This window comes from Gemmatimonadota bacterium (genome assembly GCA_040882465.1).
Lineage (GTDB): Bacteria > Gemmatimonadota > Gemmatimonadetes > Longimicrobiales > Gaopeijiaceae > JBBEBG01.
In genome coordinates this window covers 35,547-59,380 of record JBBEBG010000020.1, presented here as the reverse complement: position 1 = coordinate 59,380, position 23,834 = coordinate 35,547, and the positions used below count along the sequence as shown (strand labels likewise).

The window sequence follows — 23,834 nt, the reverse complement described above, 5'->3', positions numbered from 1 at the left end:
GGGGCGGGGCCGAAGACGCCTAAGCGCCTGCGCCCGAAGAAAAGGCCCTCCAGCCGATGTCTCGCCGAAAGGTCTTCCCCTCGAAGCTGATCCGCTCGGCACCTTCGAGGCTGCGGGTTCGGGCCTCCTGGAGGTCCCCGCCGACGCCCACGACCGAGAATACCCGCCCGCCGGCCGTGAGAAGGCGCCCGTTGTCCTCCGCTGTTCCCGCGTGGAAGAGGAGGGTACCCTCCGACACCTCCAGATCCTCAGGGATAGAGATCTCCTTTCCCTTCTGGTACTGTCCGGGATAGCCGCCGGACGCAAGCACCGTGTTCAGGGCGGCGCCCTCCTTCCACTCGGAGGTGGCGCCGGCAATGCTTCCGCCGCGTGCGACCGCGACCATCAGGTCGAGAAGGGAGCTCTGCATGAGAGGGAGGACTGCCTGTGTCTCGGGATCGCCGAAACGGCAGTTGAACTCGATGACGCGAGGCCCCGTGGCGGTGCGCATGAGCCCAGCATAAAGCAGGCCACGGAAGGGCATGGCCCCTCGCTCGAGCGCATCGAGGACCGGGTGAAAGATGGATTCTTCGATCTGGGCAAGGACTTCGGGTCCGATGAGAGGAACCGGTGCATAGGCACCCATCCCACCGGTGTTCGGGCCGGTGTCCCCTTCACCGATCCGCTTGTGATCCTGTGAAGGGAGGAGGAGGGTGACGTGCCGGCCGTCCGTGATCCCGAAAACGGAGAGCTCTTCCCCTTCCATGTATTCCTCGACGACGATCTCGGACCCCGCCTCGCCGAAGGCCTTCTCTTCGAGCATCTCGCGGGCCGCGTCCAACGCATCGTCCGTGGAGTGGCAGACCAAGGCTCCCTTGCCGGCCGCGAGCCCCGAAGCTTTCACTACCAGCGGTCCCCCAGTCTTCCGAACGTAGGGCTCCGCCTCGGTCCACCGAGTAAATGTCCGATACTCCGCGGTCGGAACGCTGGCCCGAGCCATGAGCTCCTTGGCAAAGGCCTTGGAGGACTCGATGCGCGCGGCGGCGGCGGAGGGCCCGAAGACCGGAAGCGATCGTTTCCGGAAGACATCTACGACGCCGTTCGCGAGGGGAACCTCGGGGCCCACGACGGTGAGGCCGATTCCGTTTCCTTCAGCCCATGAGGCGAGGCCCTCGATGTCGGCTGGAGCGAGATCCACCGCTCGCGCGAGCTTCGCCATTCCCGGATTCGGGCGTGTGGCGAAAAGCTCGGACGAAGGCTCATCACGCGAGAGCTTCCAGAGGAGGGCGTGCTCCCGCCCTCCGTTGCCGACTACCAGGATCTTCATGGGCGAAGGGTATGCCGGGGGGAGGGGGGAGTCAAAGGAAGGGAATGGGGAACTCGGTGCCGGTGCCCCTCGTGAGCCAAGAGACCAACCTATTAGGTGAGGCGGCATTATGAGCGTCCATCGCCGACTCGGGTTTCTGTAACCCTGCCCTGCATTCACCCGTACGCGCAAGGTTCCGGTTGGTACAAGTTCGACGAGCTTTCGTTCTGAAGAGCTGGGCCGGCTACGATCTTGCGAGGTTCCATCGCCGAGTCTGGCGATGAGCGAACTCGAAGGCATGCCAAACGAAGGAATACCGCTGCCCATGGGGCCGTCCGCAGATCGAGATTCCTTCATCGTCGCAGTCCGGTCGGCCGGTGAACGGACGATCGACGCTTGCCTGGCATCGCTCCGGCGCCAACTGGACGGAGCGATTTGCCACGTCGTAAACGAACAGCCCTTCGAGCGTGCTCTTCGGCGCTGTTATCAGATCGGACTGGAGAGCGGGGCCGAATGGATGGTCACCGTCGATGCCGACGTGCTCGTTCGAGAAGGGGCGCTACGGGACCTCTTGGCTGTGGCGGCGGGAATGCCGGACTCCTTCGTGCAGGCTGAGGGTCTTGTCCTCGACAAGTTTGCGGGAACGTATCGACATGCAGGGAATCGTGTGTACCGGACGCGTCTTCTCGATGTAGCCCTGGATGCGCTCGGCCCTCCCGGCGTTGAGCTGCGGCCGGAGAGTGCGGCACTTGCACGATTGGCGATGCGAGGGGCTCCTTCCCTGGCATCACGGGTTGTGTCTGGGGTCCACGATTACGAGCAGTACTACCGCGACATCTTTCGGAAGACGTTCGTGCAGGGACAGAAGTTTCCGGAATGGCTCGTGGAAAAGGTCCCCCAATGGAAAGCATCCGGGGCACAGGACCCTGAATTCGCGATTGCGACGCGCGGTTTCTTTGATGGATATGGCAGCTCGGAGCTCGCGCGGGTCGATGCTCTCGAGTATGTGGAGCGTGCCCGGCGCGTTCTCGAAGAGTCCGGTCTGCGTGAGAAATCCCCACTCCAATGCGTGGGAGACGACTTCGATCGATTGGAGGCCGCGCTGCTCAGACCGCTGCCCAGGCGGCTCCGGGTGGACCCTGGAACCAGGCTGTGGCGGATAGGGGAAGCCTACCGTCGAATCGGCGGGTTCCGGATGATCCCCTATCTCATCAGTGCCACGATGTCTGCCGTGGGGGAGCGAGTGCGAAGGTTCGCAGAGAGAGATTGACGGACACGCAAGGAGACCCGCTCGCGCCGCTGTGGGGACGTCGAAAAGGGGCTCGGAGCAGTGTCCAGGTCGATCGCGGAACTGACCGAGCGGGCGGCTCCCCGCATGGGATGTGAGGAAGGGCGACTACCAGGCGGGTGTGATCTTTCCCCGTCCAATCCACCAGGCCACGCAGGTATCGGCAATCGAGTCGATGTATCCGTATCCTTCCGGTCTTCCTTCGAGCGCCGACCGAAAGAGACGCATCAGCGCCACACACTTGTCGAGTTCGTGTACTCCCTTCCTTCCCGGCTCTTCCAAGATCGAACTCGTCATCTCCCGCGAAATGACGACCTCGGCAAAGGGGACGCCTCCTCGGAGGTAGCGCAGTCGATCGCCGGCCAGCTCTCTGGAGACGACTTCGGGGTGGTCCGACGGCGTCATGCCATCCTCCCTCTGGTCTACGCCCAAGAAGTCCTCCAGGATCGTATTGCCGTTCCATGCGAGAATCTTCGCGCGCCCGTAGTCTTTGGCGCCGGTGCGCGTGGCGGACACGGCGCCGTCGAGCGACCGAACCGTGACATTTCCGCGACGTCTGATCGCCACGCGTAGCTGTTGCCCCATTCCCATGGCCCGCGCAGTGCGGGCGACGGACAGGAAGTGCGTGTCGATGCCGATGTGCTCGAAGCGGAGCGTAGCCGGCGACCGACCCCCCGCGAAAAGGCCGAGAAGGGGCTGGAGGTTCGGCATGGAAGGCCAGTCCTCCAATGAATAGAGGCGGGCGCGGCGAGCCAACCTCCAGGCGTGTGGGATCTCGGAGGCGCGGGCGACAATTGGGGTATCGCAGAAGTGGATCGCCGACGGGAACCGGTCCACCAGCCGGGATTGCACTCTCACTAATGCCTCCTGTGAAACGCAGTTGATCGTCAGCTCGTACGAGGGTGCCAACCCTCCCCAATCGACGCGACGCGCACCCGAGAGCGGGCCTCCGAGCGGAGCGTCTTTACGTCGGAGGACGTGAATCTCATCGGGTGCGATCCCCAGCGCCCGGAGAGCCGGAACGACGAAAGCGGTGACGCGCCATCCTGCGCCGGCGACAAGGACGTTCGCGGTTGGTCTCAAGGGGAGGAGAGGCGCGAGGCCAGTCGATCAGCGAGTGCGGCGACCGTCAGAGTGGGGTTCGCCGAGCCGGCGAAAGGAAACCCGGAAGACGAGGCGCAGAAGGCATTGTCGATCCCCTCGATCCGTCCATCCGGGTGCAGTTCGCCGGGGGCAGGAGAGGTGGAGTATGGGGTGCAACCAGCCGGGTGGCTGGCCCCGCGGAGCGGGATCCACCTCGCACGGGTGACGGGCCCGAAGTAGGCCTCGAGGCGGGGGAGTATGAGCGATAGGAATCGGTCCACATCGCGCCGGGTCTCGCCCGAGATTCTCCACCTCACCGTGTTCCCATCGGGGCAGCTGACGCCATTCCATGGTTCCGGGAACTGCTCCGCATTGATGACCATCTGCACCCGGCGGCTCCGGGATGGCCGGCGCGCGCCGGATGCCCCTGACCGTTGGCTCCAAAGGAAGATCGTGTGATTCCCCATTCCCTCGGCGATGATCTCCTCCTCGGGGAGGGTGACGGCGTAGAGCCTCTGGGACTCGTCGGCTTGCAAGAGTAGCTCCAGATCGTCCAGGTGATGACGGGGCCTCATCTGCCCGACCTCCCCCTTGGGGTGGTCCATGTATCCTCCCATGAAGGGCCTGTTGCCCGTGCCCGCTTGGGCGACGAGGTGGGCGACCAGTGCCGTCGATGCGATCCCTCCCGCCGCCACGACGTGGGTGTTGGCCTCGATTTCGAACCATGGGTGTCCTTCTGCCCCCCGGCACCTCGCCGAGAGGATTCGACCGGACTTCATCGCGAACTCAATCTCTCGGGCGTCGGTTTGAAGGCGGAGCGCCGCGGTCTCCTCGAGGGCCAACCACTTGCCTGCAAGGCGAACTGGACTCTTCGGAAGTGCGATCCGCACGAGCCGCAGCCCGGCCGACAGGACCCGGTGCCGCAGGCCCTCGAACTCGGGTTCTTCTTCGAGGGAAAATCCGAACCTGCGGGCCACTGCCTCGTCGTGGGGCTCCAGGGAGGCCCGATCGAAAGGCCAGCCGCGTTCGCCCATTCTCCGTGCGAAGTCAACAGAATCGAGCGTGCGCCACTTGCCCGACCAAAGCATGGAGGTTCCTCCGACCCCCTGGAAACGCGGCACGTTCGCGAAGGCTTCCAGTGCCTCGACTCCGAAGTCGAATCCACCCGACTCGACGGGCTCCCAGGGGAAACGGATTCTCGCGAGCTCTGCCGAAGTTCGGAGGTCGTTGCGAGGACCTCGCTCCACGACGAGGACCGACTTGCCACGCTCCACAAGCCGGGTGGCAAGGGCGAATCCGGCGAATCCGGACCCGTAGACCGCAACGTCGAACATCCCAGTACATCCTTGACGGGGGAGCCCTCGCGCTCCGGTGCTCGATCCGCCTGCGGGCCGAGGGAGCAGCCTATCCTATGCCGTCCGGCGCTGTCGGTCGAGCCGGAGCCCTTCCGGCGGACAAGGTTTCCAGGAGGGCGCGGTTCTTGCAGATTTCCTTCAGGCGAGCCCCTTGGCCCGGAAGAAGTCTGTCACGAATGGAACGACCGAAGGAAGGAACGCTGGTGATCGCGAGAAAGATGCTGGAGCTCTTCGACCCCAGCGACCACTGGCGTCTCGCGGGGATCGTGGTCGCCATGGTGATCACCGGGCTTCTGCAGTCGGTGGGTATCGCCTCGATCATGCCGTTCCTCGCCGTCGTCTCCAATCCCACGGTGATCTCGGAGAACCAGTATCTCTCCTGGGCGTATGAGTCCTTCGGATTTGCCAGCACGAACTCGTTCATCATCACGCTCGGGATCATTTTCGTGATCACCATGGTGGCCTCGAACGGGCTCAATACCATGACCAGCTGGATCCTCGTACGCTTTCAGTGGCGTGCCCATCGAAAGCTCTCGGATCGTCTCCTCCAGGTCTATCTCCGTTCCCCCTATGCATACCACCTGAACCAGAACTCCGCCCGGCTCGGGAGCACACTGCTCAACCAGGTTTCTCAGGTCACCGGCGGACTTTTCGTTTCGGCCGCAAACATTGTCTCACGAGGAATTTCCTCGCTCTTTATCGTCGTTCTTCTGGTTGCCGTCGATCCGCTGCTGGCCGTGCTCGTCTCCCTGACCATCGGGGGATTTTATGCCGCTGTGTACGGCCTCGTACGAAAAAAGCAGGGTCGACTCGGCGCCGTAGGCGTCGCCGCGCAGACGGAGCGTTTCCAGGTCGTGAACGAGGCGTTTGGCGGAATCAAGGAGTTGAAAGTCCTTGGAAGGGAGGAGCACTTTCTCGAGCGGTTCCGCGGTCCTTCGATTCGGTACGCGCGAGCGATCGCTTCGCATAACCTGGTGGGATTGCTGCCGCGCTTCGCGCTCGAGACGCTGGCTTACGGGGGGATCGTCGTGGTCACACTCTACCTCCTCCAAACGCGCGAATCTCTGGATCAGATCTTTCCCCTCCTCGCCGTCTACGCGTTCGGTGCGAATCGGTTGATTCCCGCTGTGCAGGAACTCTTCGCCGCTTTCACGAAGATCAGGTTCCAGGCACCGGCGGTGGAGGAGCTCCACGCCGACCTTTACCGCGAGGGGTGGAAAGCGAGCAGCGCACGCAGCTGGTCTTCCCAGCCGGAGAAAGGGATTCAGGAGGAGCCGGCGCCCGTATCACCTCGTGCCGGCGAGTCGATCCGCTTCGACGCCGTCACTTTCAGGTACCCGGGTGCGAACCGACCGGCCCTCGATCACGTCAGCCTGGAGTTTCCGTTCAACTACACCTCCGGGATCGTGGGCGCGACCGGCTCAGGAAAGACGACGCTGATCGACCTCCTTCTCGGCTTATTCGAACCAATGGAAGGAAGGATCCTCGTGGGCGACCGGGTCCTGGACGATCAACTTCTCCCGGCGTGGCAGCAAGCCGTGGGGTACGTTCCACAGTCCATCTTCCTCTGCGACGCCTCGATCGGCGAGAACATCGCGTTCGGAATTCCGCCTGAAAAGGTCGATTTGGAGGCCGTACGGCGCGCCTCCATCGCTGCGCATCTTCACGACTTCGTGGCCACCCTCGACGGCGGATACGCCACGATCGTGGGTGAGCGGGGGATTCGCCTCAGCGGCGGTCAGCGGCAACGGATCGGAATCGCGCGGGCCCTCTATCATGATCCAGCGGTCCTCGTCATGGATGAGGCCACGAGCGCTCTCGACAACGTCACCGAGGACGTGGTCATGCAGGCGATCCGAGACCTCTCCAGGCAGCGTACGATCCTCTTGATTGCCCACCGGCTGACGACCGTAGCGGAGTGCGATGTGATTCACGTCATGGAAGAGGGGCACGTCATTGCCTCGGGCAGGTACGACGAGCTTGTCGAGTCTTCGTCGGCCTTTCGAGCCATGGCTCGCATTTGACGACCGAGGACGCTCCTTCATGGCCGTCGGGGAGGTGGGATAGGGATGAAGCGCCTGGAGCGTGACCTTCCGACCGTTCTCATGTCCATCGAGACGGCGACCCGGGAGCTCGACAGCAAGCTCGTGCTCGCCGCGGCACTCGCCGACCGCGGCTGCCGAGCAATCGTCGCGCACAAGGAGTCCGCTCACGAGATCGCGCGTCATTCACGTCGTGTCATATGGCTCGGCAAATCCGTCTTCAACCGTAAGCACGAACGCACTTCTCTGGTTCTCGATCTCATCCGCAACGAATCGCCACTGATCTACCACCACGACGAGGGTGGGATCTACCCGGAAAAAATCTGGGAAACCTGCGTTCTTCGCTCACATCCACCTGAGCTCTTTGCCCAGGGGTCGTACGCCAAGGTTTGCACGTGGGGAAAGAAGCAGGCCGCCCTGCTGTCCGCGCGAGTCCCGACATTGAACGGGACGTTCACAGTCACGGGAAGTCCCCGATTCGACGTGTGCGCTCCCAAGTTTGCCTGGATCGACTCGACCTATGAGTCCCAGTCGCGGAGTCGGTATCTCCCCTACATTTTGGTCAACACGCGTTTTCCCGCTGTCATGCATGCCGAGGGTCCAACTTTCGGTTTCCTTCACGAAATGTTGCCTGTCGCGTGGCCGAGTTGGATGTCGCCCCACGAAGTCCGCGATCTCTGGTACTCGAAGTGGAGTCAAGACGCCCGCGACCTCGCCAGCTTTTTGGTTCTCATCAAGGAACTGGCCGTCGCGAATCCGAAATTCACGATCGTCGTGCGTCCCCATCCGAGCGAGAGCGTCGAGTTTTATGAGGTCGCACTTGGGCCCTTGGAGAATGTGGTCGTCATTCAGGATGGAAGCGTCGTATCCTGGATACGAAGCGCGTCGCTCGTGGTGCATTGCAAGTGCACAACGGGAGTTGAGGCGGCCATCGCGGGTCGTCCTGTCCTGCACTTCTGGCCGGATCGGGAGCGAGACACCGGACGCGGCGAAACGGTTGCACGGGAAGCTGGCGTCACAGTTGGCACGATCGGGGAAGCGCTCGAGAAGGCGGCGGGGCTCTTGAACGGAGTCCTCCATCCCCAAACCTGGTCACCGCCGGCTCTCGAGATGCTTAACAATCTCGTACGTCCTGCGACCCCACTCCTGGTCGAAGAAACCCTGAACGTGATGAATGAGCGGGCGATCGATTCCTCGGACGTGCGAGTTCCTCCGAGGCCCAGGCGGTTTCGTCCCATGGGATTCCTGCGACGGAAGCTTCGGCCGCGCCAGCCCAGTTACGTGGAGTCCAAGCGTGGCCGCATGGATCCAACGCGGATCGCGGGCGTCGTGCGAGGGTGCCAGGAATTCTATCGAGGTGCTCGGCTGAAAGCCGTTACGGACAGATACGCCATTGTCGAACCCGCCTGACCTCGAAGCATCCGGAGATCGGGAGATTCTGGTCGCCGGCCTCGGCTCGGTTGGCCGTCGTCATGTACGAAACCTACGAACCCTTGGTTGGACCCGTTTCGTTTTGGTACGCAGCGGGAAGGGACCGTCCTCGAGCCCGGAGTTCGACGACATGCCCGCCGAGACGGACCTTGCCGCGGCGCTCAGTCGCCGTCCCGTGGCCGCGATCGTTTCCAATCCAACGGCTCTCCGGCTGGAAGTGGCCGGACCCGCCGCCGAGGCGGGCTGCCATCTCTTTTTGGAGAAGCCCGTCTCGCACACGCCCGACGGGCTGGTGGAACTAGAGCGCGTTGCAAAAGAGAACGGCCTGAAGGTCCTGGTCGGATTCCAATTTCGATTCCATCCCGGCCTGAAGGATGTCAAACGTCTTCTCGATGCGAGTGCGATCGGCCGGGTCGTGTCCGCCCACGTCCGTTGGGGGGAGTACCTCCCGAACTGGCATCCGGGGGAAGACTTCAGACGCGGGTACAGCGCGCGGTCCGACCTCGGCGGGGGTGTCCTTCTGACCCTGTGTCACCCCTTCGACTACCTTACCTGGCTGTTGGGTCCCGTGCAGACTGTCATGTGCATCGTGGGTTCCCGCGGGTTCGACCTCGGCGTCGAGGATACGGCTCATGCACTGCTGACTTTTGATTCGGGCGTCACGGGTACCGTACATCTCGACTACGTTCAGCGGCCACCATGTCACGACTTGAAGGTCGTGGGATCAGATGGCACCCTCACCTGGGACAACTCGGACGGTGCCGTTCGCATCTGGCGTGAGGACTCAACAACTTGGGACGTGATTCCCGTTCCCGCTGGCTTCGAACGCAACACCATGTTCCTCGATGAAATGAGGCATTTCCTCGCGTGCATGGAGGGAATGGAGGAACCCGAAGTTACCCTGGCAGACGGAAGCCGAGCGCTGGGCATTGCTCTCGCCCTCAAGGAGTCCGCACGAACGAATCAAGCCGTCAGGATATCGGAAGTCTGAATCTCGACGGCCTCACAAGAGGAACCTATGAAGGAACGGGTTGTCGTCGTCACGGGAGGCGCCGGTATGCTCGGCACCGAGTACTGCCGCGTCCTAGGTAAGGCGGGTGCGCATCCGGTCGTGGCCGACGTCGATGGTGAAGCGGCCGCGCGACTTGCCATGTCGGTCTCCCGGGAGACCGGGGTTCGCGCCAAAGGTGTCCAGGTCGACGTGTCCGAGAAGGAATCTGTGCAGCGGATGGTTGGAGAAGTGCTTACGGAGTACGGTCGCCTCGACGTTCTTGTGAACAATGCCGCCATCGATCCCAAGTTCGATCCGGGGAACGAGGGGCGTCATGTGACGGCCTTCGAGGACTACCCGCTCGAGCTCTTCAATCGAAGTCTAGCGGTGAATGTTGCGGGTGCGTTTCTGTGTGCTCAGGCAGTCGCCCTTCCCATGCTGGATCAAGGCCGAGGCGTGATCATCAACGTGTCCTCCATCTACGGAATGGTAGGGCCCGACCAGCGCATCTATGAGAAAGAATCACAAGATGAGCGCACCTTCAAGCCGGTCGACTATTCCGTGTCAAAGAGCGCCCTCCTGGGGCTTACCCGATACTTGGCTGCCTACTGGGCCGGCAGGAACATTCGCGTGAATTCGTTCACACTGGGCGGCGTCTTCAACGACCACGATCCTGAGTTCACCGCGCGCTACAGTGCGCGCGTACCGCTCGGCCGAATGGCGGATCGAGGTGAGTACGGGGAGGCTCTGTTGTTCCTGGCGTCGGACGCGTCCTCTTACATGACGGGAGCGAACCTCGTCGTGGATGGAGGGTGGACCTCGTGGTAGTGGGGGGGAGTCCAGAGGTGCTCGCGGTCGTGCCCGCGCGTGGGGGATCCAAGTCCCTTCCCCGCAAAAACCTCCGCCTCCTCGACGGTCATCCGCTCATCGCGTATGCCATCGCTGCGGCAACAGAGGCTCCCACGATCTCTCGCCTGATCGTATCGACCGATGACGAGGAGATCGCGGACGTCGGACGTCGATACGGAGCGGAGGTGCCTTTCTTGAGACCTGCGAAGCTTGCGGAGGACTCGACTCCGGATTTGCCCGTCTTTCAGCATGCTCTCCAGTGGCTCGAAGACTCCGAAGGCTATCGGCCCGACATCGTCGTCCAATTGCGCCCCACTTCACCTCTTCGCCCGCGAAGGAAGGTGGAGGAAGCCGTAAGAATGCTCCTGGCGTCTTCGGGGGCGGATTGCGTCCGCGGCGTCACTCCCTCGATGCAAAATCCGTTCAAGATGTGGAAGGCGGGGGTTGATGGATTCCTGACGCCGCTTCTGGCCACTGAGTTTCCGGAACCGTACAACATGCCGAGGCAGGCCCTTCCCGCTACGTACTGGCAAACCGGTCACGTAGACGCCGTTCGGACGAGTTCGATCCTGGAGAAAGGATCCCTGACCGGGGAACACGTCCTGCCTCTCCTGTTCGACAGTGCATATTGCGTGGACATCGACTCGCAGCACGATCTGGATCTCGCATCGTGGCTCTTGCGCGACGGTCGGATCGACGTCGTCAGGCCGCCGGCGAGCATGGTGTGGAGCCCGCTCCCACGTGAAGTGGCCCTGATCGCGCTGGATTTTGATGGGGTCTTCACGGATGACCGCGTCTGGATCGATCAAGATGGCATTGAGTCGGTGGTTTGCAGCCGCCGCGACGGACTAGGGCTCGAGAAACTGAAGGCGGCGGGTTATCGCGTGGTGGTCCTCTCCAAAGAGAAGAATCCGGTCGTCGCACGTCGATGCGAGAAGCTCCAACTGCCTTGTCATCAAGGGATCGACGACAAGTCCGCCTTCCTCGGGGAGCTCGTGAGCAGCCTGGGTATCTCTCTGGCCGACGTGGTGTTCGTCGGCAATGACATCAACGACGTGGAGTGCCTCAGCCTGGCAGGATGTGGCGTGGCCGTGGGTGATGCCCATCCCAGCGCCAAAGCGGTGGCACGGATCGTGCTTGAAAGAAACGGTGGCCGCGGAGCAATAAGAGAGCTCGCTGAGATGCTCCTCGCAAAGTCCAACCCCGGGAACCCCGACGATGGATAGGGCGATTCAGATCGGAAATCGTTGGCTGGGAGATCGACATCCCGTTTATGTGGTGGCCGAAATCGGCATCAACCACAACGGCGATGTCGAGATCGCCAAGGCGCTAATCGATGCCGCCGTCGCTGCGGGATGCGATGCGGTCAAGTTTCAGAAGCGGACGCCCGAGCTCTGCGTTCCCGAAGCACAGCGCAAACTCATGCGGGAGACCCCTTGGGGTTACATCACCTACATGGAGTACCGAGAGAGGGTGGAGTTCGGCTTCGACGAATACCTCGCCATCGACAAGCACTGTAAGGCCAAAGGCATCACCTGGTTTGCCTCCTGTTGGGACACGGAATCGGTGGACTTCATGGAACAGTTCGTTCCACCTGCTTACAAAGTGGCCTCCGCAACGCTTACGGATCGCGACCTCCTCGAGCATACACGGGCGAAGGAGCGACCCGTCGTCTTGTCCACAGGGATGTCCACCCTGGAGCAGATCGATGCCGCGGTGGACACATTCGACTTGGTCCGATTGGTGTTGACCCACAGCACCAGCACCTACCCGTGTGACCCGGCGGAATTGAACCTTCGCATGATCTCTACGTTGCGTGATCGGTTCTCCTGCCCCATCGGATACTCGGGGCACGAAGTTGGTCTGGTCACGACCGCCGCCGCCGTTGTGCTCGGGGCGTCCTTTGTCGAGCGCCACATCACCTTGGATCGCAGCATGTGGGGAAGTGACCATGCAGCGTCTGTCGAGCCGGAGGGATTTGCTCGGCTGGTGAAATACATTCGAGTCGTGGAGAGGGCACTCGGCGATGGTAAGAAGTCGATCTATGCCAGCGAACTCCCAGTGATGCGCCGGTTGCGCCGGATGCCCAACTCAGAAGGTGCCACACCGCGAGGATGATGCGCAGGGTCAGTCGCTGCAGCGAGGGCGCATCCGCGCGGTTGAGTCTTCAGCGCAAGCAGGCGCACAGCCATGCCTGGAGGTTTTTCCAGCATGGATCATGTCGAAGCGCCTGGAAATGTGCGCGCCGGCCGTCCCACCTGCGTCCCCCGCGGAAAGCAGCGTTTCCGTACAATGACCATCGGCGGGCAGCGGCACGTGGGTGTGATGCCAGGTACTCCGCATGTACCTCCATGAAGAGCAGCAATCCCTCTAATCGCTGAGGGGCGTCCGCACGATAGGTGCCGGCGTTTCCGAGCACGAAGCCGGGCCGCGGCACCGTTGTGAACTCTGCGATCTGCGCCACTCGAAATAGCCAGTCGACGTCTTCGCCACCTCGAAATCGCTCATCGAACCTTACGGCAACCTCCCGGCGAACAGCGACGCAGTTTAGGGACGGGACCTTTCCTTCGAGCAACGTATCTGACACGTCACCCTCCCACTCTCCCTGCCACGAAAGTCTTCCGTGGCTAATGCCGAAACACGTCGCGACTGGAGCCCGAATCAGGCCGGAAGCGGCGATCTCGAGTCGGTCGGGAAGCCACGTGTCATCGTCGTCGAGGAATGCGATGTACTTGCCGATGGCGTGATCGAGAGCGGAGTTGCGGGCTGCGGCAGGCCCGCCGTTCTCAACTCGCCTGATGACCTTGATGCGCGGATCCGAGGGTGTCGACGGAACCTCACCTCCATCCACGGCGACCAGGCATTCCCAATCGTTGATCGTTTGCGCCAGCACCGATTCCAGCGCGGCGTTGAGAAAGGTTGCGCGCCCATAGGTGGGGATGACGACGCTGAAGAGGGGCACGGGGTCCAAAGCAAGTGGTTCCTCGGCAAGTAAGTGCATGAGACGGTTGGCCGAAAGCAAGCTATTCCACTCGGCCGAGTCGGACCATGCTGCACGTCCACAACGCACCTAGTACCTAGTAACACCTAAAGTTTCGGGTAAAGGTGCTTCAGCTTGATGCGGGCGTCGGAAGTCCGGAACTGCCAATCGATCTTCGACGGTCGGTTGTTGCGGTCGCCCTCCCACGCGAGGATCTCGGACCGCATGATATCCCGGTCCGGGATACGTCGGTCGAGACACTGCTGCTGAAGCACGCTGAGTTCGATCTCCGCCACGTTCAACCAACTGCCGTGCTTGGGTGTGTGGTGGAACTCGAGGCGTTCGACAAGCCGCCGCGCTTCCTGAGGTGCGAACGTCTGATAGAGGGACGCCGTCGTATGCGTGTTCAGGTTGTCGAGCACGAGTCGCACCTTGATGGCGTCCGGATAGCGGTCGTCCAGCATGCCCTTGATCCATAGGGCCCAATCCTGCGCGGTTCTGCGCTCGGTGACGTTCACATGCCTCCGGCCCGCCAGTGGCTCGACCTCGAGGAAGAGCTGAGCCACGCCGTTGCGCATGTATTCGTGGTCCATGCGCACGGGGCGGCCCGGCGCCGCCGGGATCGGATCGTGAACCTCGCCGATGAGCTGCCTGGACGATTCGTCCATGCAGACCACCGGGTAGAGGGGATCGTACGGCAACGCATACACCGCGAGCACATCCTCCATCGCCGCTACGAACGCCGCGTTCTCCTTGGGCGGGATCTTCCAATACGCCCGGCGGTGAGGGCGAAGTTCGTTTTTTTTAGAGCCCTCTGGACGGTCATGTGCGACACGCTCGGCGCCAGATCCAGTTCCACCGCCTTTTCCGCCAGCAACCGCACCGTCCAGCGCTCTCGCCCCTCGGGCGGATCGGAACAGGCCAGCGCGATCAGGTGTGCCTCGAACTCACCCCCGAAAATCACCTCTCGTGGCGGCTTCTCCGCCCGCTTGCGAGTCAGCGCCGCTTCGAGTCCCTCCTCGACGAATCGCTTCTTCAGGTGTTCGATCGTTCGGGGCGTCACGCCCAGCGCCTCCGCCGCGGCGGCCACCGTCCATGCCGGCCCCTCTGGCCCCGCATCGCACAGGAGCAATGCCCGTGCATAGAGGAACCGCTTCGCTCTGGTCTTGCCGTCCCGAGTCACCGCCTCCAGGTCACTCCGCTCTTCCGGACTCAACGTCACCCGATACCGTGGCTTCATGGCAGCTCCCTCCGTAAGGGTCTGCCATGATCATGCGTTGTCCAATACGAATCATCAAGAGTTACATGGTACTAGGCACCGACGACTACCCGCCCGATCGTTCGATCGCGACCTCCGTACGGCAGAATGTGGTGAGATACGATTCGAACCATGGATGTCCCTGAATCTCACTCCACCACGCTGAAATGTTTAGGTCGTTTAGGAATTCTGCGGCGGCTTCGGGCGTCCGATGAAGGATGCCCGACCGAACGAATTCGTCGTAGTAGGGCCGGGCAGCCTCCGAAAACTCGACTCCGTCGGGAACGATGGCCATCACGGGGATCCGCCCCTGAACGCATTCGAGGAGCAAGGTGGTGGGAAAGGAATCCAGGATCACGATTTCGGCGCGGCCTCCTAACTGCGACCAAGGGACGAGACACTGGTCGATCCCCTGCGCGGAGACGCGGGCGCGGGCGCTGATCTGTGGAGCCGACGCGCCTCCCTTCATCATGCGTGGGCGAAGAAGAACCTGCCGGGCCCAGCGGGAGTCGAGTCGCGAAAAAAAATCTCTCCTGCGTGTCGATCGTTTCCGGGATGAACCACGGATACGGGTCCCGGATATTGATGTAGAGCCACCGGGGGAGGGGCGTTCGCCGCACTACTTCCTCTCCCGGAGGCTTGAGCAGGCGAAGCGCTAAGAAGGGCGAGTCCTTGGGGAGGAGCTCCCATCCCCATGTCCGGTAACGATCCGCGAACCATGCCTCGATGTGGTGTGCGACGTCCTCCTTCATTTCACCGTAGGTGCCCGCGTGCTGGTACATCGTGAACGCCGCCCCTTCCTCCACGTGGCGTGCGATATGGAATCGACCTTCGGGCGTGGGAAGAAAGGAGGCGTGAAACGCCTGCTCGATTGGCCTCTGAAGGCGAACCGCGTCATCTCGGTGCTCGAACTCTTCAACGTACCAAGTCGGAAGCCAGCGGAGCGCCAATCGGACCAGCCGCCAGTCTGCCGACGCTTCGAGCTCCCTGAAAGCGTTCCGCTTCGAGGGGTCTGCTGAAGTGGTGGCGCCGACGGAGGGTAGATTCAGCGGCGCGGCAGGGGGATCCACGAGGCCGGCGATGACGTGAAAATAGTGAAATCCGAAGAGCACCGAGCGACTCCCGTCCATCGGAGTGCGGTTGAGACGCCTCAGGCGGAGCCAGGCCTGGGCGGTCCTGGGCGTGCGGGGAAACGAATCCCAACGCCCCCGGAGTCGGGCGCGGGCCGATGAAACGACTCCGGCTTCGGGGACCGGCGCCGTCTCCCCCGCGCCCACGAAGGGCCCAAGCACTGCGTTATCGTGCGTCGCAGGAGGAAGCGGGCGATCGGGATCGAGGCCGACCTCGCCCGCCATTAGGCACTTCCGCAAGTAACGGTGGATTAGGATGGCCCAAAATCGGCGGGATCGATCGATCCCGTGGAGGGCGTTCAGGCGGGGATAGATCTCGTCCAGGAGACGATCGAACCTCGCGGTGGGAGGGAGCGCGTCGGGATTGCCAGAATGGTCCGACTTCGTCATCGCGGCGCCTTCTTCCCGGTTTGGCATGGCCCTCGAAACGGAGTCGTCTTGGAATTCAAGTGGATCTAGGACCCCGAATGACGATCGACGGTCCACGCGCATGCTGCCGCCTTCTCGGAATCTTCGCTGACGGCGAAACGAGACGGATGCTCACTCGCGATGAGAAACCCCTTGCCGCTCTCTTCGCCTCCAACGTTCTCGCCCCCGCCGTGTTGCGCTCCGTGACGACGACGGAGGATTCCCATGAAACGGGGACCGATCGCATTGCGGAAGTTGCCGAACGGGCCCCCGGGAACGTATTCGTGAAAGCCCGGATCCTCGGATCCGAGGGCACCAGCGGCGCGTCGCCTCCGTCCACGGCGACGATGCACTCCCAATCCTCGACGGTCTGCATCCGGATCGACGCCAAAGCGCGGTTCAGCAACTTGGCGCGGCCGTACGTCGGAACGAGGACCCTGAAGAGTGGTCTGCGGGTCAAGGACGCAGCCCTTCGTCGCCCCAGTCCAGAAAGGGGAGAAACCGCAGGACCCCGTGTATATCCGGGGTGGGCATCCGGGGACCTTTGCGGGAAGCGGCCGGAAGGCGATCGCGCGCCTCTTCCGCGCGCCTTCGCAACCCGAAGAGCTCTTCGGGAATCCGGCGGGCCTCCCAGTGCGTGCCGTAGGAGAACGGAATTCTCCTCGGATGGCCCCCGAAGTATGCGAAATCGTGTTCCGCGTCGAGTCGAGCGATGTCGCGAGAGCCGATCCTTCGGTCCGCTACGAAGTTGAGGTCTCTCTTCTCCGCATGGTCCCGGAGCCCTTGCCACGGCTCCCGACCAAACTCCCTCCGTCGCAAATCGTTGCACCGTATCGCGTGCTGCCTCGCGAACGAAACGTTCCACGGCTCTTCCCGCGTGCTCGCTACGGCCGCGATATGAACCTTGAGTTTCGCCGCGTCCGCGCCGGCTTCGTCGATGGCGTCGATCATCGCGTACGCCGGGAAGAAGCTTCCGTCGCGCACGTGAGCGATCTCGCCCACGAACCAGTGGCGTTGCGGAGAAAACGTCACGGCTCGAACCTTCATCGGTCGGGTCCCTCCCGGCCCCCGGAGCGCGGGATGTCGATCAACCGGCATGCTCAGATGGTTCGAGAACCACGAACCTTCGGGTGATCCGGCGAATCTCCACACGCCCGAAGCCATGCTCGCCACACCCCGCGACGATTCGCTCCACCTGCGTTGGTTCCAGGCGTCCACGCTTCGAGGTCACATAGTCGAGCCGGCTCCGGCCGAAGCGTCTTCGAAGATTGGCAAGAGGCTTGCGCCGCTCGCCAGGGGGAAAGACGACGTCCGACCCGTTGATTCCGTGTGCGTCGAGGACGGCGATAGTCTCGTCGACGATCCTGGGAATCGCGGGACCGCTCAGGTTCTGGAGAAGTTCCCGTGCGGAAGGGGACCATTTCTGGGTTTCGACGTGTCCGTCGAGAATCCGAGAGGACCTCTGGAGGGCGTCGGGGATGGACGTCGCGAGCCACCCCGCTTCCCGAGCGACCTCTTCCCCCCCATTCAGGTCGTTCTCGGGATTCGGCCAGAAGTGCAGCACGGGTCGACCTGCCAGGGCGGCTTCGATGCCGGTTGTGCACTTGCAGTGCACGACCATGCGGGCGCCACGGATCCAATACGTGACGTTGTGATCTCGAGTGACATGCACGTTCGGGAACGGTCGAAACACTTCTCGATAGAAGTTCAGGTTCTCGCTTGGGTGGGGCCGCAGCACGAGCGTATGGTCGCCGTGCGCGAGTGCCAGCTCCTTGACTAGGGAGACGAACTCGGCGAAGTCGTGCACCACTTGCCGCCAGTTGGAGAAGGTAAGGTCCCGGACCCGCTCTGGGGTGGTTCCCTCGGGCCAGTCCTCCATCCGAGGAGGCTCCCGAAACAGCCAATCCTGTCCCTGGTACGGGGCGGCCATCACGAACCGCGTGTTGACGAGGATGTAGGGCGTGCGCTCGACGCGATCTTCGACACCGGCGGTGGCCTCGACCCACTCAAAAGCTGGAGCGCAGAGATCGAACCGCGGGCTCCCAGTGGCGACGACCGAGCCGTTCAACTCGGGGGCCTCCCGCTCGAGAACGCGCTTCTGACGCTCGCCCCAGACGCACACACGAACGCAATTCTGTCGGGCGATCAGGTGGGGCGGGTGGGAGCGGAGGAAGTACGTTTCCCACACCTGCTCGGGATAGATTCCCCCTTCGTCGTGGTGCCAGATCACGAGCGATTCGTTTCGTGCCAGATCCTGGGCGACGGACGTCCCCGAGTCTTCAACGTTCAGAATGGATTTTCCCAGCCACACGACGCGCCGGGAAGCACAGGCGATGTCCTTGACGGCCTCCTTATGGCCGACGATCGCCCGAAGGCCCCGACCTGCGAGAGCGGTCCCGAGCAAGAGCTTGCTGTCGAGCTCGCGGCTTGCCGTCTCGATCGATAGCAGAACCGTGGGAAGGTCTCGATTTAGCTCGATCATCTCTGTCGTCCGGTCATAAGCGGTCCAGTCGGCGTGGCGAGAAATTCTGACCTGGGAATTGCAAGAAGTGCGCCCGATGGAAAACATTACGACGCCGAAACCACGCCGCTTCCGTTTCGGCGATCGCAGCCTTCGGAGTGGCCGGACGGAACCCTTTCGTGTCGCGAGCCCTCTGGAACGTTCCTCGCCCGATCGATCCTTCCGGCCGCGCACGTTATCGTGTAAGCGTCTCGGGACCGGATGCCTGGCTCGTGACCCCTCTCGTCTCTGGCGAGCGCACGGAGGCGGCGCTCTGCCGCACGGTCCCCGACGGAGGATGAAAAGACATGGCTTCTTCGCTCGCCGCAAAAATGCGCCGTGTGATGGCATTGCGCCGCATGGTGCGGGAGGCGTCCCGTTCGTACGGGGGAGGGCCCGTCGAGGGGACCCTCCTCCGGACGACGGTGCTCTTCTCGCTCATCGTGGCCCAGCTCTCCGAGCAGCACCGGCACCGGACGAAGGAGTCTGGCGGGGAGCTCGCCGCGGCGTACCTCTGCCTGGTGGCCGCGACGATCCTGCGCGGGATCGCCCGCCTGGCGGTGCGTGATCGCGCGCGATTCCGGGAGGCCCTGCTCGAGACCCGCCGCACCGTCCTTCCGCGCATGGTGAAGTCCAGCATTCCCCTGGTCGTCGTCGGCGTCCTGTGGAAGGACGAGGACGCCACGATCGTGCATACGAAGTGCCTCCAATTCCCCCATCTTTATCTGACGGCTGGCCGCCACGTACACTTTCTCGTGAGCGCATCCTGGGCCAAGTTCAGCGTTTCGTTTCTCTGGCATCGGGTGGTACGGGTGCTCGAGGATCCGTGGGATCGTGTCGACCGGGCGACTTGGCTCGGAAACTCGCCGGCCGAGGTGAGGGCGGCCGCCGGCCAGAAATGTCGAAGCACGTTCGTCAACGCGAACTGCTTCATCAACGAGTTGCGGCTCGGGCTCGTCCTGTCGAACGGGGAGCCTCGATACGACGCGGTCCTCTGCGCGAACGCGGGGCGGTGGAAGCGGCACTACCTGGCCCGCGACGTGAAGTCGCTCGCCTACATCACCTATTCGCGTGACGAGGAGGGCCGGCTCCTCTGGCCCGAGGAGTCGTTTCAACCCGCCTACATGAACGACCACTACCTGGACGAATGGGAACGGAGCGAGATCTTCGCGCAGTCCGGATGCGGATTGACGCTCTCTAGCTGCGAGGGACAGAACAACGCGACGGTCGAATATCTCCTGAGCGGCCTTCCGGTCGTCTCGACGCCCTCAATCGGGGGTCGCGACATCTGGTTCACGGAGGACAATGCTATCGTGTGCGATTCCACGCCCGAGGCCGTAGCGAGGGCTGTCGAGGTCTGGAAAGAACGTAGAAGCGGCGGAGCGATCGATGGTCGGCGGATTCGGGACGAGTGCCTGAAGCGGATGGCTGAGCATCGCGCTCGGTTCGTCGAGGCGCTCCAGGACGTGTTCGCCCGGGCCGGCTTGTCCGGCGATGCGTCCCAGGTCTTCCAGGCGCTTCGCGAAGAGGATCGAATGCTTCACGCGCTCTCATTCCAGCGGTCCGAGAGTCCGAACCGTCATCCGTTTGCTCAGGGGTCGGGCTGGTATCCGCTCGACGCGCTGCCCTTCTAATGACCGCCCCTCCGGCCTTCGTCGTAGTCGTGAGAGCGGCCGGGGAACGTACGCGTGACGCATGCGCCACCCTCCTTGCCCGCGAGGCCGAGGGCGCTGAGATCCGCGTCGTGGAAGAGAGGCCGTTCGAGGGCGCCCTGCGGCATTGCTATCGGATTGGGTCCGAGAGCGGAGTCCCCTGGATGGTGACGGTCGACGCAGACATTCTCGTGCGCCCCGGGGGGCTGCGCGACCTCGTGGAGGAGGCCACGAGAATGCCCGACTCGTTCGTCCAGGTCGAGGGTCTGGTCCTGGACAAGCTCGCGGGGACCTTTCGGTACGCCGGCAACCGGGTCTACCGCACCAACCTGCTGCCGAGGGTGGCCGAGGCACTGGCTTTGCCCGGAACCGAGATCCGACCGGAGAGCATGGCCTTGGCTCGGCTCGCGGAGGTCGGCCATCCTTCCAAAACTTCCCACGTCGTGTTCGGCGTGCACGACCACGAGCAGTACCTTCGGGATATCTACCGAAAGTCGTTTGTCCAAGGCCGGAAGTTTCCGCTGTGGCTCACAGAGAAGCTTCCCGCCTGGAGGGCGGCTGCGGAAAACGATCCCGATTTCGCAGTATGCATGCGAGGCTACCTGGACGGATTCGCCGGCGACGGTCGGACACGGATCGATGCGCTTCTGCATGCCGAGCGGGCGGCTCGCGCGCTCGAAGACCTGGAACTGGTTGAGAAGGGGCCCCTTCCCGGAACGGAGGAGGAGTTGGATCGGCTGGGAGAGGAACTCCTCGCGGGACTTCCCGCCCGCGTGCGGGTGAATCCTGGCACGAGGCTTTGGCGGATTCTGGAAGCGTACGATCGCGTGGGAGCGCTCAGGATGGTCCCCTACGTCGTCGGCGCCACGCTCGTCGCGGTAGGGGAACGCGTGCGGCGGCTTGGGGCGGGGTGAGAGGGTCGACGCCCTTCGCTGTCGTGGAGATCCCATGGCTGTGGCGGTTGCGCGACGATTGGCCGGCGTCGCACGGCTCTGTTGGAGGGGGCGAGCCCACGGCCGCCGGCGTGCAATCGTTCGGCTGGGAGAACCGAGGAGCCGTCCGAGCCGCCCTCCGGGTCGCGGGTCCTGGGCGGCCACAGGGCAGGACCGAAACTTGCACAGGAAGACAGTCTTCGAGGCGGTCGATCAGGGCTCGACGATGAACATGGGATAAGGCTGGCGGGGGCGATGAAGGAAGCGGGCCCAAGAATCAGAGCAACAATGGGAGGAGGCGAGCAGGAAGAGGCCGCCCCGGTTCTTTCCCTCATCTGTTGCTCGCGAAACGACAACTTCCAGGGAAACGCGATGTGGCGGCTCCAGACGGGGCTCAACCTCACCGCGAAGAACGTCTTCGAGCTCGGCCTCCAGGATTCGGTCGAGATCGTCCTCACGGACTGGGGAAGTCGCGAGCCGATCCGGAAGGCGCTGACCCTCACCCGGGATGCTGCGTCTCTCCTGCGAATCCTCGAAGTCCCTCGACCGATCGCGGAGCGCTACCAACGGGATGCCCCGTTCTCCGAGGTGCACGCGCTGAACGCGGCCGCCCGCAGGACTCGGGGCGCGTACATCGGTCGGATCGACCAGGACACGATCCTCGGGCGCGACTTTTTTCGGCGCTTCTTCGAGTTCCATCGAGGAGACGCGTCCGTCGGCGCCCCCCTCGACAAGTGCCAGCTCCTGTCCAACCGCCGAGGCGTGCCGTTCCGGGTGGCGGATGCCTGTCCGTCTCCCTGGGTGATCGACCGGTTCGTGCGGGCGTTCGGGTCGACGCTTCCGCAGGCAAAGCCGCTTCCCGATCACCTCTACTACCAGAGCTACGTCGGGATCTGGTTGGTCCACCGAGACCTATGGTTCGAGATCGGCGGCTACGACGAGTCCTTCATCTACATCAACTGGATGGAGGTGGACATGATCCTCCGGCTCGAGCCGAAGTATCCCTTCGTGAATCTCGGCCGGCTCATCGACCACGACATCTATCATCTGGACCACGTGCACCCCTTCCACTACTGGGGTGCCAAGGGACGCGTTCGGAAGGAGAATCCGTATCGGGACCACGACCATCCGCCGGAGGAGACCTTTCCGAACTCCTCGGACTGGGGCCTCGCGAACGAGGCGCTGGAGCTCATTCCATGCACTCCTGCGGCGGGAGAGGCTGAGCGGGCCGCCGCGAGCGTGTATGGCGCCCATCCGTTCGAGCTGCTGTACCGGATCGCGGCCTTCGCGCTACCTTGGACCCTCGACCGGATCGGGCTCGCCCTCCTTCGCGTGGCGGCCGCACCGGTGCGGCTCCTCCTGAGGTTGGCGCCCGGGCTCAAGGAGCCCGTCACGAGCTATCGCGATCTGGTGCGAGGGCACGCGTTGACGGAATGGCCGCAGCTCTTCCGTGACCACCACCGGGCGAGAGCCACCCAGGACCGGTCGGAGGAAGCGGCCTGACGAGGGGGGGTGCGCTTCGCACCGACGCACCCATCATTTCGAATCGAGCACTGGAGAACGGCGTGCACAAGAGCTGGAGCGGACGAGAGGTCCTCGTCACCGGAGGAGCCTCCTTCATCGGATCGCACCTCGTGGACGCGCTCGTGGAGTGGGGTGCCAACGTGCGCGTCGTCGACAACCTCAGCACGGGGCTCCTGGAGAACATCCAGGGGCATCTCGACGCGGGGCACATCGAATTCATCGAGGCCGATCTCCTCGACCCGAAGGTCGCGAGGACGGCCGTGCGGGGGAGGGAGGTCTGCTTCCACCTGGCCGCGGATCACGGGGGCCGTGGGTACATCGCGACTCACCCCGTGGAGTGCTCCACGAACCTGATCCTGGACGGGACCGTCTTCCGCGCCTGTCACCAGGAGGGCGTCGAGCACGTGGTCTTCGCTTCGTCTGGGTGCGTCTATCCAACTTCTCGCCAGATGGATCCCACCGAGGAGATCTACCTCTCGGAGGACATGGTCGGCCCGCCTTACGAAGCCGACGACATCTACGGGTGGGCGAAGCTGATGGCCGAGATGACGCTCAAGGCCTACCACACGCAGTACGGAATGAAGACGGCGAGCTGCCGGTTCTTCACGGTCTACGGACCCCGTTGCGGCGAGAGTCACGCGGTGATGGCCATGATCGCGCGCGCGTTCGCGCGGCAGAATCCCTTCGTCGTGTGGGGCAACGGCGAGCAGGTCCGGAACTGGACCTTCGTGGACGACATCGTCCAGGGCTTCATCCTGGCCGCCGAGAAAATCGAGGACGGGGCGGCCGTAAACCTGGGCACGGACGAGCGCATCCGGGTTCTCGACTGCGCTGAGCAGGTCATCCGCCTGGCCGGCTACGACGCCGAGATCGAGCGCCTGCTGGACATGCCGTCCGGCGTTCTCAACCGAGCCGCCGACACCTCGCTCGCCGCGAACCTCCTCGGCCGGATTCCGCAGGTCTCCTTCGAAGAGGGTCTGAAGCGCACGTACGACTGGTACGTGGCGACGAAGGATCCGGACGACGTACGGCGCCTCGTGGCCGACGAACAGGCCCTCCTCACCCACCGCATCGGGAAGTCCGCGACGCAGCCGACCGGTTCCTGAGGGCCTGAAACGAGCGAAGC

The 23,834-nt window shown here is 63.3% G+C and carries 20 protein-coding genes; 12 read left to right on the top strand and 8 right to left on the bottom strand.

The window, feature by feature from the left end:
- Positions 1-19 precede the first annotated feature (19 nt).
- Positions 20-1,306, bottom strand: a complete 1,287-nt coding sequence (gene purD / locus WEG36_06285; GenBank protein MEX1257207.1) for a phosphoribosylamine--glycine ligase — start codon at positions 1,304-1,306, stop codon at positions 20-22.
- Between the two features lie 304 nt (positions 1,307-1,610).
- Here purD and WEG36_06280 point away from each other — a divergent pair, with 304 nt between their 5' ends.
- Positions 1,611-2,555 carry a hypothetical protein gene (locus tag WEG36_06280; GenBank protein MEX1257206.1) on the top strand — a complete coding sequence of 315 codons (945 nt, stop codon included), beginning with the start codon at positions 1,611-1,613 and terminating at the stop codon, positions 2,553-2,555.
- 126 nt (positions 2,556-2,681) lie between these two features.
- On the opposite strand, the gene WEG36_06275 is transcribed toward WEG36_06280, so the two are convergent.
- Positions 2,682-3,425 (bottom strand): hypothetical protein, encoded by a 744-nt coding sequence (locus WEG36_06275; protein ID MEX1257205.1) that lies wholly within the window; start codon positions 3,423-3,425, stop codon positions 2,682-2,684.
- Between the two features lie 227 nt (positions 3,426-3,652).
- Positions 3,653-4,990 (bottom strand): GMC oxidoreductase, encoded by a 1,338-nt coding sequence (locus WEG36_06270; GenBank protein MEX1257204.1) that lies wholly within the window; start codon positions 4,988-4,990, stop codon positions 3,653-3,655.
- Between the two features lie 197 nt (positions 4,991-5,187).
- On the opposite strand from WEG36_06270, the gene WEG36_06265 reads away from it, so the two are divergent.
- From WEG36_06265 to WEG36_06240, 6 genes are read left to right on the top strand one after another with little or no spacing between them, the layout of a single operon-like run.
- Positions 5,188-7,035, top strand: a complete 1,848-nt coding sequence (locus WEG36_06265; protein ID MEX1257203.1) for an ABC transporter ATP-binding protein — start codon at positions 5,188-5,190, stop codon at positions 7,033-7,035.
- Positions 7,036-7,080: 45 nt separating this feature from the next.
- Positions 7,081-8,463 (top strand): surface carbohydrate biosynthesis protein, encoded by a 1,383-nt coding sequence (locus WEG36_06260; GenBank protein MEX1257202.1) that lies wholly within the window; start codon positions 7,081-7,083, stop codon positions 8,461-8,463.
- Positions 8,447-9,475 (top strand): Gfo/Idh/MocA family oxidoreductase, encoded by a 1,029-nt coding sequence (locus WEG36_06255; GenBank protein ID MEX1257201.1) that lies wholly within the window; start codon positions 8,447-8,449, stop codon positions 9,473-9,475. Before WEG36_06260 ends, WEG36_06255 begins: the two co-directional genes overlap by 17 nt.
- A 27-nt stretch (positions 9,476-9,502) precedes the next feature.
- Positions 9,503-10,303, top strand: coding sequence for an SDR family oxidoreductase (locus WEG36_06250; protein ID MEX1257200.1), 801 nt, complete (start codon positions 9,503-9,505; stop codon positions 10,301-10,303).
- Entirely contained in the window at positions 10,288-11,550 is a 1,263-nt protein-coding gene (locus WEG36_06245) for an acylneuraminate cytidylyltransferase (GenBank protein MEX1257199.1), read from the top strand. Before WEG36_06250 ends, WEG36_06245 begins: the two co-directional genes overlap by 16 nt.
- Positions 11,543-12,442, top strand: a complete 900-nt coding sequence (locus WEG36_06240; protein MEX1257198.1) for an N-acetylneuraminate synthase family protein — start codon at positions 11,543-11,545, stop codon at positions 12,440-12,442. Before WEG36_06245 ends, WEG36_06240 begins: the two co-directional genes overlap by 8 nt.
- 49 nt (positions 12,443-12,491) lie before the next feature.
- On the opposite strand, the gene WEG36_06235 is transcribed toward WEG36_06240, so the two are convergent.
- The 5 genes from WEG36_06235 to WEG36_06215 all read right to left on the bottom strand — a co-directional run bounded on the left by WEG36_06235 (position 12,492) and on the right by WEG36_06215 (position 18,582).
- Positions 12,492-13,346, bottom strand: a complete 855-nt coding sequence (locus WEG36_06235; protein ID MEX1257197.1) for a glycosyltransferase family 2 protein — start codon at positions 13,344-13,346, stop codon at positions 12,492-12,494.
- Positions 13,347-13,411: 65 nt separating this feature from the next.
- Positions 13,412-14,544, bottom strand: a protein-coding gene (locus WEG36_06230; protein MEX1257196.1) for an IS630 family transposase whose coding sequence is annotated in 2 segments (ribosomal slippage) — positions 13,412-14,112 and positions 14,112-14,544 — 1,134 coding nt in all. Because the reading frame shifts where the segments join, the coding sequence is not laid out codon by codon here.
- A gap of 85 nt (positions 14,545-14,629) precedes the next feature.
- Entirely contained in the window at positions 14,630-15,034 is a 405-nt protein-coding gene (locus WEG36_06225; protein MEX1257195.1) for a hypothetical protein, read from the bottom strand.
- Positions 15,035-16,556: 1,522 nt separating this feature from the next.
- Positions 16,557-17,147: a hypothetical protein gene (locus WEG36_06220; GenBank protein ID MEX1257194.1), complete on the bottom strand. Its 591-nt coding sequence runs from the start codon at positions 17,145-17,147 to the stop codon at positions 16,557-16,559.
- 40 nt (positions 17,148-17,187) lie between these two features.
- Entirely contained in the window at positions 17,188-18,582 is a 1,395-nt protein-coding gene (locus WEG36_06215; protein ID MEX1257193.1) for a surface carbohydrate biosynthesis protein, read from the bottom strand.
- Between the two features lie 158 nt (positions 18,583-18,740).
- Here WEG36_06215 and WEG36_06210 point away from each other — a divergent pair, with 158 nt between their 5' ends.
- The 5 genes from WEG36_06210 (at position 18,741) to WEG36_06190 (ending at position 23,814) form a co-directional block, all read left to right on the top strand.
- Entirely contained in the window at positions 18,741-18,902 is a 162-nt protein-coding gene (locus WEG36_06210; protein MEX1257192.1) for a hypothetical protein, read from the top strand.
- 6 nt (positions 18,903-18,908) lie between these two features.
- Positions 18,909-20,234 (top strand): hypothetical protein, encoded by a 1,326-nt coding sequence (locus tag WEG36_06205; protein MEX1257191.1) that lies wholly within the window; start codon positions 18,909-18,911, stop codon positions 20,232-20,234.
- A gap of 182 nt (positions 20,235-20,416) precedes the next feature.
- Positions 20,417-21,166 carry a hypothetical protein gene (locus tag WEG36_06200; GenBank protein ID MEX1257190.1) on the top strand — a complete coding sequence of 250 codons (750 nt, stop codon included), beginning with the start codon at positions 20,417-20,419 and terminating at the stop codon, positions 21,164-21,166.
- 306 nt (positions 21,167-21,472) lie between these two features.
- Positions 21,473-22,687, top strand: a complete 1,215-nt coding sequence (locus tag WEG36_06195) for a hypothetical protein (GenBank protein ID MEX1257189.1) — start codon at positions 21,473-21,475, stop codon at positions 22,685-22,687.
- Between the two features lie 62 nt (positions 22,688-22,749).
- Positions 22,750-23,814 carry an NAD-dependent epimerase/dehydratase family protein gene (locus WEG36_06190; GenBank protein MEX1257188.1) on the top strand — a complete coding sequence of 355 codons (1,065 nt, stop codon included), beginning with the start codon at positions 22,750-22,752 and terminating at the stop codon, positions 23,812-23,814.
- Positions 23,815-23,834: the final 20 nt, after the last annotated feature.

Bases quoted from the DNA above. Each gene is read 5' to 3' on its own strand.
- purD (MEX1257207.1), bottom strand. From the start codon at position 1,306: ATGAAGATCCTGGTAGTCGGCAACGGAGGGCGGGAGCACGCCCTCCTC.
- WEG36_06280 (MEX1257206.1), top strand. From the start codon at position 1,611: ATGGGGCCGTCCGCAGATCGAGATTCCTTCATCGTCGCAGTCCGGTCG.
- WEG36_06270 (MEX1257204.1), bottom strand. From the start codon at position 4,990: ATGTTCGACGTTGCGGTCTACGGGTCCGGATTCGCCGGATTCGCCCTT.
- WEG36_06265 (MEX1257203.1), top strand. From the start codon at position 5,188: ATGGAACGACCGAAGGAAGGAACGCTGGTGATCGCGAGAAAGATGCTG.
- WEG36_06260 (MEX1257202.1), top strand. From the start codon at position 7,081: ATGAAGCGCCTGGAGCGTGACCTTCCGACCGTTCTCATGTCCATCGAG.
- WEG36_06250 (MEX1257200.1), top strand. From the start codon at position 9,503: ATGAAGGAACGGGTTGTCGTCGTCACGGGAGGCGCCGGTATGCTCGGC.
- WEG36_06240 (MEX1257198.1), top strand. From the start codon at position 11,543: ATGGATAGGGCGATTCAGATCGGAAATCGTTGGCTGGGAGATCGACAT.
- WEG36_06225 (MEX1257195.1), bottom strand. From the start codon at position 15,034: ATGATGAAGGGAGGCGCGTCGGCTCCACAGATCAGCGCCCGCGCCCGC.
- WEG36_06220 (MEX1257194.1), bottom strand. From the start codon at position 17,147: ATGAAGGTTCGAGCCGTGACGTTTTCTCCGCAACGCCACTGGTTCGTG.
- WEG36_06215 (MEX1257193.1), bottom strand. From the start codon at position 18,582: ATGATCGAGCTAAATCGAGACCTTCCCACGGTTCTGCTATCGATCGAG.
- WEG36_06205 (MEX1257191.1), top strand. From the start codon at position 18,909: ATGGCTTCTTCGCTCGCCGCAAAAATGCGCCGTGTGATGGCATTGCGC.
- WEG36_06200 (MEX1257190.1), top strand. From the start codon at position 20,417: ATGGTGACGGTCGACGCAGACATTCTCGTGCGCCCCGGGGGGCTGCGC.
- WEG36_06195 (MEX1257189.1), top strand. From the start codon at position 21,473: ATGGGAGGAGGCGAGCAGGAAGAGGCCGCCCCGGTTCTTTCCCTCATC.